Annotated in this window: 13 protein-coding genes and 2 tRNA genes; 8 read left to right on the top strand and 7 right to left on the bottom strand. The window is 64.5% G+C overall.

Going from position 1 to position 14,258, the window contains the following annotated elements; genetic code table 11:
* Nucleotides 1-125 precede the first annotated feature (125 nt).
* Nucleotides 126-201 (bottom strand) — tRNA-Phe (locus tag YQ44_RS23805).
* A 117-nt stretch (nucleotides 202-318) separates the two neighbouring features.
* On the opposite strand from YQ44_RS23805, the gene YQ44_RS23800 reads away from it, so the two are divergent.
* Nucleotides 319-1,089, top strand: coding sequence for a hypothetical protein (locus tag YQ44_RS23800; protein ID WP_156894966.1), 771 nt, complete (start codon nucleotides 319-321; stop codon nucleotides 1,087-1,089).
* 36 nt (nucleotides 1,090-1,125) lie between these two features.
* On the opposite strand, the gene YQ44_RS23795 is transcribed toward YQ44_RS23800, so the two are convergent.
* A complete protein-coding gene (locus tag YQ44_RS23795; RefSeq protein ID WP_071325486.1) occupies nucleotides 1,126-1,557 on the bottom strand; it encodes a hypothetical protein in 432 nt (143 codons plus the stop codon).
* 208 nt (nucleotides 1,558-1,765) lie between these two features.
* Between YQ44_RS23795 and YQ44_RS23790 the strand changes: the two genes are divergently transcribed.
* On the top strand, nucleotides 1,766-2,761 hold the full coding sequence (locus YQ44_RS23790; RefSeq protein ID WP_071325485.1) for a cytochrome-c peroxidase: 996 nt from the start codon (nucleotides 1,766-1,768) through the stop codon (nucleotides 2,759-2,761).
* 105 nt (nucleotides 2,762-2,866) lie between these two features.
* Here YQ44_RS23790 and YQ44_RS23785 read toward each other — a convergent pair whose 3' ends face one another.
* The 4 genes from YQ44_RS23785 to YQ44_RS23770 form a co-directional block, all read right to left on the bottom strand.
* A complete protein-coding gene (locus tag YQ44_RS23785) occupies nucleotides 2,867-5,269 on the bottom strand; it encodes a S9 family peptidase (protein ID WP_071325484.1) in 2,403 nt (800 codons plus the stop codon).
* A 90-nt stretch (nucleotides 5,270-5,359) separates the two neighbouring features.
* Nucleotides 5,360-7,612, bottom strand: coding sequence for a putative bifunctional diguanylate cyclase/phosphodiesterase (locus YQ44_RS23780; protein WP_071325483.1), 2,253 nt, complete (start codon nucleotides 7,610-7,612; stop codon nucleotides 5,360-5,362).
* Nucleotides 7,613-7,735: 123 nt separating this feature from the next.
* Nucleotides 7,736-8,131: an energy transducer TonB gene (locus tag YQ44_RS28460; protein ID WP_156894965.1), complete on the bottom strand. Its 396-nt coding sequence runs from the start codon at nucleotides 8,129-8,131 to the stop codon at nucleotides 7,736-7,738.
* A gap of 74 nt (nucleotides 8,132-8,205) precedes the next feature.
* Complete coding sequence (locus YQ44_RS23770; protein WP_071325482.1) at nucleotides 8,206-8,511, bottom strand: PsiF family protein; 306 nt, start codon at nucleotides 8,509-8,511, stop codon at nucleotides 8,206-8,208.
* A 277-nt stretch (nucleotides 8,512-8,788) separates the two neighbouring features.
* On the opposite strand from YQ44_RS23770, the gene YQ44_RS23765 reads away from it, so the two are divergent.
* The gene (locus YQ44_RS23765) at nucleotides 8,789-9,328 is read left to right on the top strand and encodes a DUF2058 domain-containing protein (protein ID WP_071325481.1); all 540 of its coding nucleotides are present in this window, start codon (nucleotides 8,789-8,791) and stop codon (nucleotides 9,326-9,328) included.
* Nucleotides 9,329-9,459: 131 nt separating this feature from the next.
* Here YQ44_RS23765 and YQ44_RS23760 read toward each other — a convergent pair.
* Nucleotides 9,460-9,535, bottom strand: a tRNA-Phe gene (locus YQ44_RS23760).
* 186 nt (nucleotides 9,536-9,721) lie between these two features.
* On the opposite strand from YQ44_RS23760, the gene dkgB reads away from it, so the two are divergent.
* The 5 genes from dkgB (at nucleotide 9,722) to YQ44_RS23735 (ending at nucleotide 14,249) form a co-directional block, all read left to right on the top strand.
* A complete protein-coding gene (gene dkgB, locus YQ44_RS23755; RefSeq protein WP_071325480.1) occupies nucleotides 9,722-10,546 on the top strand; it encodes a 2,5-didehydrogluconate reductase DkgB in 825 nt (274 codons plus the stop codon).
* A gap of 10 nt (nucleotides 10,547-10,556) precedes the next feature.
* Nucleotides 10,557-11,489 (top strand): LLM class oxidoreductase, encoded by a 933-nt coding sequence (locus YQ44_RS23750; RefSeq protein WP_071326725.1) that lies wholly within the window; start codon nucleotides 10,557-10,559, stop codon nucleotides 11,487-11,489.
* Between the two features lie 102 nt (nucleotides 11,490-11,591).
* On the top strand, nucleotides 11,592-12,794 hold the full coding sequence (locus YQ44_RS23745) for an FAD-dependent monooxygenase (RefSeq protein WP_232250985.1): 1,203 nt from the start codon (nucleotides 11,592-11,594) through the stop codon (nucleotides 12,792-12,794).
* A 149-nt stretch (nucleotides 12,795-12,943) separates the two neighbouring features.
* Nucleotides 12,944-13,660, top strand: coding sequence for a DsbC family protein (locus tag YQ44_RS23740; protein ID WP_034785648.1), 717 nt, complete (start codon nucleotides 12,944-12,946; stop codon nucleotides 13,658-13,660).
* Nucleotides 13,661-13,790: 130 nt separating this feature from the next.
* Nucleotides 13,791-14,249 (top strand): (2Fe-2S)-binding protein, encoded by a 459-nt coding sequence (locus YQ44_RS23735; protein WP_071325478.1) that lies wholly within the window; start codon nucleotides 13,791-13,793, stop codon nucleotides 14,247-14,249.
* Nucleotides 14,250-14,258: the final 9 nt, after the last annotated feature.

The raw sequence follows: 14,258 nt of genomic DNA, 5'->3' as shown, positions 1-14,258 counted from the left end.
GGATGTATTTGCAAGCTGTGCAGCGCAGCGTGGCTTACCAGTGTGACTGGCGCTAGGATGGATGCGGGCAAGTCAAAAAAAAGCCAACCCGAAGGTTGGCTTTTTTCTATGTGCTACTGAATTCTTGGTGGCCCGGGGCGGAATCGAACCACCGACACAAGGATTTTCAATCCTCTGCTCTACCGACTGAGCTACCAGGCCAAGGCGGCGAATTATAGCAGAAAGAGATTCCACCTGACCAGGGCTGGCTGTGTTCAAATGCAACAGATAGCCAAAACATGGTGTTTTGGCATCCCAATGTACCATGAGGATGCGACGATGCAGCGACGTAATGGCGTGCAATGGCTGGTGCTGGGCGGCTTGTTCAGCGTGGCGTGCGGGACTGCCCGGGCCGATGGGCTGGCCGATTTGAATGCGGCGCTGGCCCGGCTGCAGGGACAAGCGCCGATCAAGGCGCAAGTCGAATCGAAGACCTGGCGCCGCGAGGGCGAGGGCAAGGAGGCGGAAGAGGATAGCGGCCAGGCCACGGTGGCCGTCGAGGGCGGGCCGGCCGGCTTGCAGGTGCTCTACAGCAAGGACTTGCTGGCGAAAGTCGAGGCCGAGCAGCGCGCCAAGGTGAAGGATCCGAAGGGCAAGACGCCGATCGGCTTTGCGCTGGGGGAAATGAAGGCGTCGGAGCTGCGCTCCATGGTGTCGGCAGCGGACGCCCTGTCGCGCGAGATCGACGAAGCCGTGTTCAGTGGCGAAAAGATGGACAGCTACAAGGGCAAGCCGGCGCGCCTGCTCAGTTTTACCCTGTCGCTCGACAAGGTGCCGGAGAAGGACCGCAAGTATGTGAAGAAATTCGATGGCGGTATCGACGTGTGGATCGCCGCCGATGGCATGCCGCTGGCCAGCCGTTTTCATGTCGACGTGAGCGGGCGCGCCTTCGTCGTCGTCAGCTTTACGCAGAAAACGGACGAGACGCGCCAGTACGGCGTCAGCGGCGATCATTTATTGTTGCTGCGCAAGGAAAGCAAGAGCGCCATGTCGGGCGCGGGCGAGAAGGTGGAAAGCAGGATCGTCAAGACCTTGCAGCTGCAGTCCTGACAGGTTGCAATCCCCCACTAGCCGCTGCGCCAGCGGCTATAGCGCGGAGTTGCCGCCCAGGCCGCTCTTTTGCAGCACGCAGCGTCCCGCTTCGCAAGTGGCGCCCGGATCCGTGACGATGGAGCAGGTCGACATCATGCCATCGGCTTGCTGCTGCTTGCGGCTCGCTTCGGCTTGCGCCTGGGCCAGTGCCTTGAGTTTCTTGCCATCATTAACTTTGCTGGACCAGGCCAGGTAGCGCTCGGGGCCGCCGCACGCCTTGGCGCCGATGGCGATGGTTTGGCATTGCTGGGTGGAATCGCAGGCGGCGGTGCCCACTTCCGCCTGGATTTGCGCCAGCAAGCCGGCATTGCCGGGAGCGGGCGGCGCATCGTCTTGCGTGGGGGCGCTGCCGCAGGCGCTGGCGGCCAGCAGCAGGAAGCTGGCGCACGCGGCGCGCAGCAGGGCGGAGGTGGTGGATGTCGTCATGCCTTCATCATGTGCCACGCTTGCGTAAATGGCAAGCACGATTCGCGCTAGGCGAGAACCTTGATCCCCGTCATTTTCATTATCAACTCGTCAAAGTTAATATAAATTAACATCCAATCCGCGATGTACGGGTGGCGACCGGGCCGGCGCGCTGCATTCCCGCGCCGGCGCGCGCCGCCGATTCGGGAATGTTTCCAGGAGTTAGACCATGCGCCGCACCATATCCCCCTTCCTCTTCATCGCCAGCCTCGCATTCGGCGTCCCCCTGCATGCCGCCGAGAAAGAACCGATCCAGCCCATTGTCGCCGCCAAGGTGGGCAATCCGGCGATGGTCGAGTTGGGCAAGAAGCTGTTTTTCGACCCGCGCCTGTCGCGCTCGGGCTTTATTTCCTGCAATAGCTGCCATAACTTGAGCATGGGCGGCACCGATAACATCAAGACGTCGATCGGCCACAACTGGCAACGCGGCCCCATCAATTCACCGACGGTGCTCAATTCCAGCATGAACGTGGCGCAATTCTGGGATGGCCGCGCCAAGGACTTGCAGGAGCAGGCGGGCGGCCCCATCGCCAATCCCGGCGAGATGGCTTTTACGCACGAGCTTGCCATCGACGTGCTGGCCTCGATTCCCGCCTACCGCGCGCAATTCCGGCATGTGTTTGGCCAGGATAAACTGACCATCGAACAAGTCACGCGCGCCATCGCCGCCTTCGAGGAAGTGCTGGTGACGCCCGGGTCCCGTTTCGATCAATGGCTAGGCGGCAAGAAAAGCGCGCTGACGAAGGATGAGCTGGCCGGCTACCGGCTGTTCAAGTCGAGCGGCTGCATCGCCTGCCATAACGGCCCTGCCGTGGGCGGCAATACCTTCCAGAAGATGGGCGTGGTGGAACCGTACAAGACGGCGATGACGGCCGAAGGGCGCTCGGCCGTGACGGGCAAGGATGGGGACCGTTTCAACTTCAAGGTGCCGACCCTGCGCAACGTGGAGCTGACCTACCCCTACTTCCACGATGGCGAGGCGGCGACCCTGACGCAGGCCGTCGACGTCATGGGCCGATTGCAGCTGGGCCGCACGTTTACGCCGGACGAGAACGCCAAGCTGGTGGCCTTCCTGAAAACCCTGACGGGCAAGCAGCCGCACATCGTGCTGCCGATCCTGCCGCCATCGTCGGATACCACGCCGCGGCCCGTGCCGTTTGACTGAGTGATTGGCCCGGGGACAGATCCGGCGGGTCTGACCCCTTCCGTTGCTTCCGTGCCGCCGAATGCGCCGGCATAAAAAATGCCCGCATCAAGCGGGCATCGCGGTTTATTTCAATGTTCTCTGGAACAACTGATAGATGCGGCGGTACTCGTCATACCACGCTTCCGGTTGCACGAAACCGTGACGCTCCATCGGGTAGCTGGCCATTTCCCAGTTGTCCTTCTTGAGCTCGATCAAGCGCTGCGACAGGCGCACGGAGTCCTGGTAAAACACGTTATCGTCGATCATGCCGTGGGCGATCAAGAGGTTGCCCGTCAGCTTGTCGGCGTATTCGATCGGCGACGAGATTTTATACGCTTGCGGATCGACGTCCGGCGTGTTCAGGATGTTCGCCGTGTACTCGTGGTTGTAGGTGGTCCAGTCCGTTACGGGACGCAGGGCGGCGCCGGACTTGAACACGTCCGGTGCGCGCATCAGGGCCATCAGGCTCATGAAGCCGCCGTAGCTGCCGCCATAGATGCCCACGTTCCGGATGTCGCCCTGATGCTGCCGAGCCAGCCAATTGGCGCCATCAATGAAGTCTTCCAGTTCCGGGTGGCCCATCTGGCGGTAGATGGCCGTACGCCAGGCGCTGCCGTAACCGAGCGACGCGCGGTAGTCGACGTCGAGCACGATATACCCCTGTTCCACCAGCAGGTTGTGGAACATCTGTTCGCGGAAGTAGACAGGGTAGCGCTCGGTCACGTTCTGCAGGTAGCCGGCGCCGTGCGCGAACATGACGATCGGATACTGTTTACCGGCTTCCAGTTTGGCGGGGCGGTACAGCTTGGCCCAGATGGGGGCCGCGCCATGCGTGGACGGCACTTGCACCAGCTGCGGCATGACCCAGTTGCGCGCCTTGAAGGCGTCGCTGCGCGTATCCGTCAGGATCGTCGCCTTGCCGCCCGCGACGGCAACCGTCGCCAGCTGGGCCGGCATATAGCTGGTGGAATAGCGCAGCAGCAGCTTGCCGCCATCGGGCGACAGGCCGAAGTTTTCCACGCCTTTCAGATTCGTCACTTCGCGCGCGCCGCCATCCCTGGCCGTGCTGGCGCACACTTCGTACGTGCCTGGCGCCTGCGGGTTGCACATGAAGTAGGCGGTCTTGCCGTCGCGGCTCCATTCGACGGCGCTCACTTCCCACTGGCCGCTGGTCAAGGCGCGCGCGGGCGCGGCGCCCGTCTTCGTGTACAGGTGGGCATAGCCGCTTTCCTCGGACACGTACCACAGGGTGGCGTTGTCGGGCAGCCAGCCGAATTCGTCGGCGCGGCGGTTGACCCAGGCCGTGTCGCTGATGCGGTGCACGGGCAGCAGGGCGGCGTTGGCCAGGTCGACGTTGGCGATCCAGCGGTCCTTGTTGTCGATGGCACGGATGCGCACTGCTACCTTGCTGCCGTCATCGGTCCAGGCGATGCCGTCGCGCTGCGCATCGACGCGCACGCCACGGTTGCCTTTCAGGGGCGGCAGCTTCTGTTCGGCGCGCAGCGAGGCCAGCGGGTCGGTGGCGATGCCGGGCAGGCTGTCGAAGCCGATCTCGCGTACCTGGCCCGTGCGCAGGTCGGCCAGTTTCAGGCTTTGCGCGATGGGCATGTTGCGGCCCACGCGCGTGCGCTCGTCGTCCGCTTCCGGGTAGCCCGTTTCCGTGACGTAGCGGGCCAGCTTGCCCAGCTTGCCTTTTTCGGCGGCCTTGTCCTGCGTGACGAACAGCAGCCAGCGGCCGTCCGGCGACAGGGCGCTGCCGGAAATCGTCACCTTGTCTCCCAGGTAGAGCGGTTCCGGCGCGCGCGTGCTGTCCAGGCGGCGCTCTTCCTGGCGCCGTTCGCGGCTCGCCTCGCGGTCTTCCTTCTGGCGCGCCAGGTTGACGATCAGGCGCAGCTGCAGCTCGCGCAAGGCGTCCGCTTCCGGCTTGGCGTCCGGGTCCTTGGCGGCGCGCAGCAGGGCGACGGGGGCGCTCAGGCGCTCGGCACGGTTCCAGCTGAACCAGTCGGTGCCGCTGCGGTACTGCACGGCGGCGCCGTCGTTTGAATATTGCGGGTCGCTGATGGCCGAGACGCCGCGCGTGATCTGGGTCAAGCTGCCGCTTTTCAGGTCGCGCTCGAACAAGTCGCCGTTGCGCAGCAGGATGGCGCGCGTGCCGGCGCGGTTGAGCACCATCTGCTGGCCGTCGAGGTTCGCCAGTTGCGCATCGTCGACTTTCTTGCCGCTATTGAGCTTGGCGCTGGCGTTTGGCAATTGATAGGTGTCGCGCAGGGGCGAGCCGAGGCGTTTCTGCTTGTAGTAGAGCTGGCCATTCCAGCCCCACCATGCCGCTTCGACGGGCGTGCCGATCCAGTCGGGATCGGCCATGGCCTGGTCCAGCGTGATCGGCGTGGGGGCGGTGGTGGTGGGGGCCGCGCTGACGGCGGGAAGGGCGGCGGCCAGCAGAGACAGCAGCAGGGAAGGGGCCAACAGGGGAAGAACCAGACGCATCGGAGATCACTTTAACGAGGAGATGGTGAAGGTACAGGCTATGAGGCCGGTATTCTAGCGGAGGAGTTTCATGCAGGAAATGTCGGAAAGCTAAGAGCGGGGCCGGGCCAGCCAAGCGACAAAGTCGTCGAGCGGCATGGGCCGCGCAATCAGGTAGCCCTGCAGGCCGTCGCAGGCGTGGGCGGTGAGGAAATCGGCCTGCTCCTGCGTTTCCACGCCTTCGGCCACGACGCGCAAGCCCAGGTGGCGCGCCATGGCCAGGATCGCCTGCACGATGGCCGTGTCGCGCGCGTCGCGGATGAAGCGCTTGTCGATTTTCAGCTCGTACAGCGGCATCGACGTCAGGTAGGCGAGGCTGGAATAGCCGGTGCCGAAATCGTCGATGGAAAAGCGGATGCCGAGGGCTGCCAGTTCGCGCATGCGCGCCAGCGAGGCGTCGCGCTGGTCGATCAGCAGGCCTTCCGTCAGTTCCAGGATCAGGGCGGTGGCCGGCGTGCCATGCTCGGCCAGCGCGGCCTGCACGCGGGCGGCGAAATCGGGCTGGCGAAACTGCGCCGGACTGACGTTCACGGACACGGCGATGGGCGATCCGGCCTGCGCCAGCAGCGTGGCGGCGCGGCACGCCTCGCGCAGGGCCCAGTGCCCGAGCCTGACGATCAGGCCCGATTCCTCGGCGATGGGGATGAACACGCCGGGCGCGATTTGGCTGCCGTCCGGCTGCGGCCAGCGCATCAGCAATTCGGCGCCCGTCACCCGGCCGTGGCGGTCGACCTGCGACTGCACGTGCATGCGTAGCTGGCCCGCATCGAGGGCGCGCGCCAGCGCCCGTTCCAGGGTCAGGCGGCGCTCCAGGCCCGCCTGCATGGCTGCCTCGAAAAAGGCGATGCCATTGCGTCCTTCCGCCTTGGCGCGGTACATGGCGATGTCGGCTTCGCGCAGCAGGTCGTGCGCCTGCTGGCCCGCTTTCGGCAGCAGGGTCACGCCGATGCTGGCCGAGCAGTGGTAGGACTGCCCGCCGATATCGAAGTCGCGCGCGATGGCGGCGCGGATTTTCTCGGCCACCTGGGCCGCCGCGCGGGCGGCGCTGTCGACGTCGGCGGCCAGGTGCGCCAGCAGCACGACGAATTCATCGCCGCCCAGGCGCGCCACCGTGTCGGCCTTGCGCATCAGCTGTGCCAGCCGTTCGCCCGCCATGCGCAGCAGCGCGTCGCCGGTGGCGTGGCCGCGCGCGTCGTTGATGTGCTTGAAGTGGTCGAGGTCGATGAACATCAGCGCGCTGATTGTATGGTCGCGCGGCGCGGCGGCCAGCAGGTGGCCGATGCGGTCCATCAGCAGGCGCCGGTTGGGCAAGCCCGTCAGCACATCGTAGAAGGCCAGGCGGTGGATGTCCGCTTCCGATTTCTTGCGTTCGTCGATCTCGCGCTCGACGGCCACCCAGTGCGTCTGCCTGCCGTCCGCATCCGTGAACGGCACCAGTTCCACTTCCACCCAGTACGCCTTGCCGCTCTTGTCGTAGTTCAGCAATTCCGCGCGTGCCGGCTGGGCGCCGGCCATGGCGGCGGCGATGCGCGCCAGTTCGTCCGCATCGGTGGCGGGGCCCTGCTGGAACAGCAGGCTGCGGCCCAGCGCCTCGGCGCGCGCATAGCCGCTGCTGCGTTCGAAGGCGTCGTTGACGAAGATGATGCGCGTGGCAGGCGCCGCGCCCGTACCGGCATGGGCGTCGGCCACCTCGGCGATCATCACCATGTCGTTCAGGCGGGCCAGCGCCGTGGCGGTCAGGCCCAGCTCGGCGTTGAGCTGCGACAGGGCCTGCCCGCTGCGTTCCAGGTGGCGCAGCAGGAAGGCGCAGGACAGGGTCAGCACGGCGGCGATGAACAGGAAGTTCAGGGCCACGATCAGCGCGCGCAGCACGGGAGAGTCGGGCACGCCGTGCATGTGCAGGGCGACGTCGGGATGCAGGCCCAGGAAAAAGATGGTCAGCGAGGTCAGCGCCAGCGTCGACAGCGCTGGCAGCATGCCCAGCAACAGCGCCGCCAGCACGGGCATGATCATCATGTAGATCTGGCTGACGGGGCCGATTTTCAGCAGCAGGCCGACGCCCACCAGGTAGGCGACGATGAGGAATTGCCACACGCGCCAGCGGTAGGGCATGGCGCGCAGATGCCAGATGACGCCGATCCAGCCGATGGCCAGTATGTCGAGGGCGACTATGGACCAGATAGCTTCGCGCGCGGCCAGCAGCGCGCTGGGAATGGCAGTCACGATGCCAAGCAGCAACACCACCTGCAGCAGGCGGGTAAAGACCAGGCCGCGCCAGTGCGCGAGATCGCTCGATATCGCCACGCTGCCGTCCTTCCCCCTGGGTGAGCTATTGCCGCGCCGTTCATACTGCTGAGTAAATATTACGCGCTATCAATCCTCATGTCATCTTGATCATTAATCATGATAGCCAGCGTTCAATGCCGATCATTCATTGATCCACTGGTAGGGCATGGTTACCTTGCTGGCGACGGGCTTGCCGTCCAGCGTTTCGGGATTGAATACGCACTTGGCCAGCGCCTCGCGGGCCGCCTGGTCGAGGGCGGGATAACCGCTGGAGCGGATGACTGCCGCCTTGCTGACCTTGCCGTCCGCTTCCACCGTGAAGCGCAGCGTGACCCTGCCCTGGGCGCCGTGCCGTTTCGCCTCCAGCGGCCAGGCTGGCGCTGCGCAGCCGGCCGGCATGCTGGCCGGCACGACGACGGCCGGTGTGGCGCTCGGCGCCGGTGTTGTTGTGTTGCAGCCTTGCAAGAGGACGGCCAGGCCAGCCGTGGCCAGCAGACGGCCGGCGGAAGAGAGGCAGAAGGAATGCGGACAGGACAAGAGGAACTCCGTACGGTGGAAATGAAAACGCCAGCCTTCCGGCTGGCGCTGTGGGGCGAAACGCGCGCTGGCGCTTATTTCTTGGGCGCGCTCAGGCACGATTTCATGAAGGCCTTGCGCTCGTCGCCCTTCATGTCCTTGGCGTCAACATTGCACGCCTTCATCTTGTTTTGCTGCGTCATGGCCGGTGCCGGCTTGGCGCTCAGGCATTCCTTCATGAACGCCTTGCGTTCATCGCCTTTCTTGCCGGCGGCATCTGCATTGCAGGTGGTCATCTTCGACTGTTGCGCCGTCTTGGCGACAGGGGCCGCTTCCGGCGCGGCAGCAAAGGCAGAGCCGGCAAACGCGGCGGCGATGCAGAGGGCGATTAATTGTTTCATGGCAAATCCTTGTAGACGCGGGCTAGGGAAGGGGCATGCAACCGGCATGGGAATGCCGATATGCAAAACGTAACTAACTATATGACATTTATCAACAAAAAATCCAATTGAGTGTGTCTTTTTGTTACCGATGCATGAGGGCGTGGCGCCATACCGGCGCGGAGCTGGCCCGGGCCGCCACGCGGCGGCGGCGGGCGCGCCTTTTTTTGCTATGCTAGCGTCTTTCCACCGGCCGATGCCGCTGCCTTGGCCGGCGCACCCTCAATACGGAGTAGTTATGGTCTCGTTGCAAGAGCAGTTTTTAAAGGCCGGCCTGGTCGACAAGAAGAAGGTCAAGCTGGCCAACCAGGACAAGAGCAAGCAAAAAAAGGACGAGCGTAAGAGCGGCACGCAAAGCGTCGACGAGGTGCGCCTGGCCGCGCTTGAGACGCAGCGCAAGAACGCCGAGCGGGCGCGTGAACTGAACGCCCAGCGCGACGCGGCCGCGAACCAGAAGGCCATCGTGGCGCAGATCGCGCAGCTGGTGCAACAGAACCGCCAGAGCAAGGGCAACCACGGCGACGTGCCGTACAACTTTACATTTAATAACAAGATCGAGCGCATCTACGTGACGGCCGCCGTGCAGGCGCATCTGGTGGCGGGCCGCCTGGTGATCGTCTGCCTGGGTGGCGCCGTGGAACTGGTGCCGCGCATCATCGCCGACAAGATCGCCGAACGCGACGCCGCCATCGTCGTGCGCGTGAAGCAGGCCAGCACCGAAGTGGACGAGGACGATCCGTACGCGGCGTTCCAGATTCCTGATGATTTGATGTGGTAAGAGGGATGCTTGCCCGGCGCTGACGGCGCCGGACTGGAGCCGCTGCGGGCCGGAAACGGCCCGTTTTTGCGTGGCCCACAAACAAAAACGCCAACCCGAAGGTTGGCGTTCTGATATGTTCTGCGTATTCTTGGTGGCCCGGGGCGGAATCGAACCACCGACACAAGGATTTTCAATCCTCTGCTCTACCGACTGAGCTACCAGGCCAAGGTGGCGAATTATAGCAGACCAAAACGCGAATGCAAGGGCTGGCGGCGACTTTTCCTGGATTTTCCGGCGATGTCTGTATTTATTTGCTTGTGGGTCAAATATTATTTGAGGTGAGCGGTATTTTTCTCAACAAAGGATGGGCGCATAGTGTGCTCATCGTTACTGACTTGAGAGGAATACCGCATGAATGCCATTACCCAACACACCGCCATCCCCACCATCGGCCTGGGCACCTTCCGCCTGCAGGGCCAGGTCGTCATCGATTCCGTCACCACGGGCCTCGACGTCGGCTACCGCCATATCGACACGGCGCAAATCTATGGCAACGAAGCCGAAGTGGGCCAGGCCATCGCCGCCAGCCCCGTGCCGCGCGACGCGCTGTTCGTCACGACGAAGATCTGGATCGAGAACCTGCAGCGCGACAAACTGATTCCCAGCCTGAAGGACAGCCTGCACAAGCTGCAGCTCGAGCAGCTGGACCTGACCCTGATCCACTGGCCCTCGCCGCAGGACGCCATTCCCGTCGCCGAGTACATGGCGGCGCTGGCGGAAGCCAAGGCGCAGGGGCTGACCGGGGCCATCGGCGTATCGAATTTCACCAACGCGCAGCTGCGGCAGGCCATCGCCACGGTGGGTGCGGCGGAAATCGCCACGCAGCAGATCGAGATCCACCCCTTCCTGCAAAACCGCAAGGCCATCGACTTCGCGCGCAGCCAGGGCATCCACATCACGGCCTACATGCCGCTCGCCTATGGCAAGGTGGTTGCCGATCCCGTGATTGCGGCCATCGCCGCCAGGCACGGCGTGACGCCGGCGCAGGTGGCCTTGAGCTGGTCGCTGCAACAGGGCTTTGCCGTGATTCCATCCTCCACAAAACGCGCCAACCTGGAAGCGAACCTGCATTTCCGGCGCATCACCCTGTCGCCGGAAGAGATGGCGCAGATGGCCACGCTGGAGCGCGGCGAGCGCCTGGCCAACCCGGACGGCCTGGCGCCGCAGTGGGATTGATATGGGCGCCATGACTGCGATGCACAAGCTGGGACAGCAGGGGAGTCTGAGCATCGGCCTGGAACTGCCGCTCGATAATGACTGGTCGTCCACGGGGCGCCAGGCGAATGCGGCATCCAGCCGCGTGCCGGGCGAGCCGGACCTGCGCCGGCACGCGGAACTGGCGCAGCTGGCCGACCGCCTCGGTTTCAGGGCGCTGTGGCTGCGCGACGTGCCCCTGTACGACCCGTCGTTCGGCGACGCGGCCCAGGTCTTCGAGGTGTTTACCTATCTCGGCTACCTGGCCGGCATCACGGAGAACATCTTGCTGGGCACGGCAGCCGTCGTGCTGCCCCTGCGCGAGCCCGTACTGACCCTGAAGGCGGCGGCCAGCGTCGACCAGCTCAGTGGCGGGCGTTTGCTGCTGGGCGTGGCCAGCGGCGACCGACCCGTCGAGTATCCCGTGTTCGGCCGCGACTTCGGGCAGCGCGGCGCCGCCTTCCGCGAGCAGGTCGCCATGCTGCGCGACTGGGGCCTGACGCATCTGCCGCCCGGCATCCGCCTGCTGCCCAGGCCGGGGGCGCCCTTGCCGCTGCTGGTGGCGGGGCTGGCGCAGCAAACGCCGGCCTGGATCGGCGCGCAGATGGATGGCTGGCTCGCCTATCCGGGCACGCCGGACGACCATGCGCGGCGTGCGGCGCAGTGGCGCGCCGTGGCCGGCGGCGACAAGCCGTACGTCAGCTTCATCCACCTGGACCTGGACGAGGATGCGTCCATGCCGCTGCAGCGCTTCCGTTTCGGCGGGCGCACGGGGCGCGACGGCCTGATCGCGGAATTGCAGGCCATGCGCGAGGCCGGCGTGCGGCATATCGGCTTGCAGCTGCGGCAGAACCGCCGTCCGCTGGCCGAGGCGCTGCAGGAAATCGCGGACCACGTATTGCCCGTGTTTCATGGCGCCGCTTGACCTGGAGCAGGCGTCCTGTACTTCCGGACTATCTGAAACCGGTGGGGCAAACGCTATAATGGCCGCATGAACAGTCCCACTCCCCCTACCATGCGGCGCTTCATGCATAGCCACAGCGACGTTTGCATCGTCGGCAACGGCGCCATCGCGAAAACCACGGCGCTGGCGTTTGCCCAGGCAGGACAAAGCGTCACCCTGTTATGCCCGGCCAGCGCGCCCGCAGCCGCTTCCGCCGTCAAGCCGGTCGAGCCGAGCTGGGACGTGCGCGTGTATGCGCTCAATCACACGGCGCACCAGCTGCTGTCGTCGCTGAAGGTGTGGGGCGCGTTGGCGGCCGACCGGGTGGCGCCCGTCGACGCCATGCTGGTCAACGGCGACGGCGCGCAGGCGGGCGGACTCGGTTTCGACGCCTACGGCGCCCATGTGGGCACCCTGGCGTGGATCGTCGAAGACCGCAACCTGGGCCAGGCGCTGGACGCCGCCCTGAAGTTCGCGCCGAACGTCAACGTCGTGCAAGGCCGCGCCAGCCGCCTGGAATGGACGAATGATTCGGCCGTCGTGCACCTCGATGGCGGCGACACCATCACTTGTGCGCTGGTCGTCGGCGCGGACGGCGCCCAGTCCTGGGTGCGCGGCCAGTGCGACATCGGCCTCGATTACCGTGCGTATGGCCAGCGCGGCGTGGTCAGCAACTTCGCCTGCGAAAAGCCGCACCATGGCGCGGCCCACCAGTGGTTCACGGGCAGCGAAGGCATCGTCGCGCTGCTGCCATTGCCGGGCGAGCGCGTCTCGCTGGTCTGGTCGGCACCCGATGCGCTGGCTGATACATTGATGAACGAATCGGCCGACGCCCTGGCTGCGCGCCTGGCCGCCTATTGCCACGACAAACTGGGCAAGCTGACACCGCTGCAACCGGAGCTGGTGCGCGCCTTCCCGCTGACCCTGATGCGCCCGCATGCCATGGTGGCGCCGCGCGTGGCCCTGGTGGGCGACGCCGCCCACGTGGTGCACCCGATGGCGGGCCACGGCATGAACCTGGGCTTTGCCGACGTGGCGCAGCTGGTCAAGACCATCGCCGAACGCGAGGCGCACCGCGGCATTGGCGACGAGCGCGTGCTGGCCCGCTATGCGCGCGCGCGCAAGGAAGACGTGCTGCTGATGCAGCTGGCCACCGATGGTCTGGCGCGCTTGTTCGGCGCCGATCTGGAACCGCTGCGCGTGGTTCGCAATTTGGGATTAAACTTGCTGGATAAATTGCCGGCCCTGAAGCGGAAAATGATTTCGCATGCCCTCGGAAATCAGTAAGTCTTAAGATATCGCTGGATAATGGCAGGTGTGAAAATTCAAGGTCGCCGCAGCTGGTCTGCGGCGATCGTTTTGTTAAAGAGATAACTGCGCCGGGCCAGATGCCAGTTCCGCCAGGCGTTTCAAGTGGAGAAGTGATAGTGATAAAAATGAGCAGAATCGCATTGGTACTGGCCTCGGGCCTGATGATGTCGTGCGCCGGCGCGGAAACGCCTACGGAAGCGAACATCAAGAAACTGATCGAGCCGCGCCTGGGCGAAGGCGCCAAGGTGGACTCGGTCAAGGAAACCCCGTACGGCGGCCTGTACGAAGTGCGCACGGGCGGCGACATCCTGTACACGGACAAGGCCGCGCAATACCTGTTCGTCGGCCACGTCTTCGACGCCAAGACGTCGCAGGACCTGACCAAGGTGCGCCTGGACGAAGTCAACCGCATCAAGTTCTCCGACCTGCCGCTCGATTCGGCCATGAAGACCGTGAAGGGCAATGGCAAGCGCGTGATCGCCGTATTCGAAGACCCGAACTGCGGCTATTGCAAGCGCTTCCGCCAGAACGCGCTGAAGGAAATCGACAACGTCACCGTCTACACCTTCATGTACAACATCCTGTCGCCCGATTCCATCGTCAAGTCGCGCAATGTCTGGTGCGCGCCGGATCGCAACAAGGCCTGGGATGACTGGATGCTGAACGGCAAGGCGCCGGCTACGGTGGCCGCCACGTGCGCCAATCCGCATGAAAAAATCCTCGCCCTGGGCCAGCAATTGCGCGTCTCGGGCACGCCAGCCATCTTCTTTGCCGACGGCAGCCGCATCCCGGGCGCGGTCGATGCGAAAACGCTGGAACAGAAATTCTCGACCATTAAGTAATCCGGGCTGTCGCCAGGAAGGCTGGACGGCGCGCCCTCGCAAGGTGCGCTTTTTTTTTGCATTTTTTTCCGCTGTCGTATGATCAGGTGTTGTTTGTAGACTCAATAACAATTCAAAGGGGGAGCAGCAGATGATTACATTGAATATCAACGGACGCGACACGCAGGTCGACGCCGATCCATCCACGCCCATCCTGTGGGCGCTGCGCGATAATCTGAACATGACGGGCACCAAGTTCGGTTGCGGCATGGCCCTGTGCGGTGCCTGCACGGTGCATCTCGATGGCCAGGCCATACGCTCCTGCATCACGCCGATTTCCTCCGTGGGGGCGCAAAAGATCACCACCATCGAGGCGATGGAGAACGACCAGGTCGGCAAGGCGGTGCAGGCGGCATGGGTGCGCCACGACGTGCCGCAATGCGGCTACTGTCAAAGCGGCCAGGTGATGAGCGCCACGGCGCTGCTGCGCACGAACAAGTCGCCCAGCGATGCCGATATCGACGGCGCCATGAGCGGCAATATCTGTCGCTGCGGCACCTATCAACGGATCCGCGCAGCCATCAAGGACGCGGCCAAGACCCTGGCCTGAGGAGAGCGA

It is taken from the genome of Janthinobacterium sp. 1_2014MBL_MicDiv, assembly GCF_001865675.1.
Classification (GTDB): Bacteria; Pseudomonadota; Gammaproteobacteria; order Burkholderiales; family Burkholderiaceae_D; genus Janthinobacterium.
The sequence above is the reverse complement of the archived record's forward strand: the minus strand, read 5'-3'. Positions and strand labels throughout refer to the sequence as shown.

Excerpts from the sequence above, each read along its gene's own strand:
- YQ44_RS23795 (WP_071325486.1), bottom strand. The coding sequence starts at position 1,557 with ATGACGACATCCACCACCTCCGCCCTGCTGCGCGCCGCGTGCGCCAGC.
- YQ44_RS23790 (WP_071325485.1), top strand. The coding sequence starts at position 1,766 with ATGCGCCGCACCATATCCCCCTTCCTCTTCATCGCCAGCCTCGCATTC.
- YQ44_RS23750 (WP_071326725.1), top strand. The coding sequence starts at position 10,557 with ATGACTGCGATGCACAAGCTGGGACAGCAGGGGAGTCTGAGCATCGGC.
- YQ44_RS23745 (WP_232250985.1), top strand. The coding sequence starts at position 11,592 with ATGCATAGCCACAGCGACGTTTGCATCGTCGGCAACGGCGCCATCGCG.
- YQ44_RS23765 (WP_071325481.1), top strand. The coding sequence starts at position 8,789 with ATGGTCTCGTTGCAAGAGCAGTTTTTAAAGGCCGGCCTGGTCGACAAG.
- YQ44_RS23800 (WP_156894966.1), top strand. The coding sequence starts at position 319 with ATGCAGCGACGTAATGGCGTGCAATGGCTGGTGCTGGGCGGCTTGTTC.
- YQ44_RS23740 (WP_034785648.1), top strand. The coding sequence starts at position 12,944 with ATGAGCAGAATCGCATTGGTACTGGCCTCGGGCCTGATGATGTCGTGC.
- dkgB (WP_071325480.1), top strand. The coding sequence starts at position 9,722 with ATGAATGCCATTACCCAACACACCGCCATCCCCACCATCGGCCTGGGC.
- YQ44_RS23770 (WP_071325482.1), bottom strand. The coding sequence starts at position 8,511 with ATGAAACAATTAATCGCCCTCTGCATCGCCGCCGCGTTTGCCGGCTCT.
- YQ44_RS23785 (WP_071325484.1), bottom strand. The coding sequence starts at position 5,269 with ATGCGTCTGGTTCTTCCCCTGTTGGCCCCTTCCCTGCTGCTGTCTCTG.
- YQ44_RS23735 (WP_071325478.1), top strand. The coding sequence starts at position 13,791 with ATGATTACATTGAATATCAACGGACGCGACACGCAGGTCGACGCCGAT.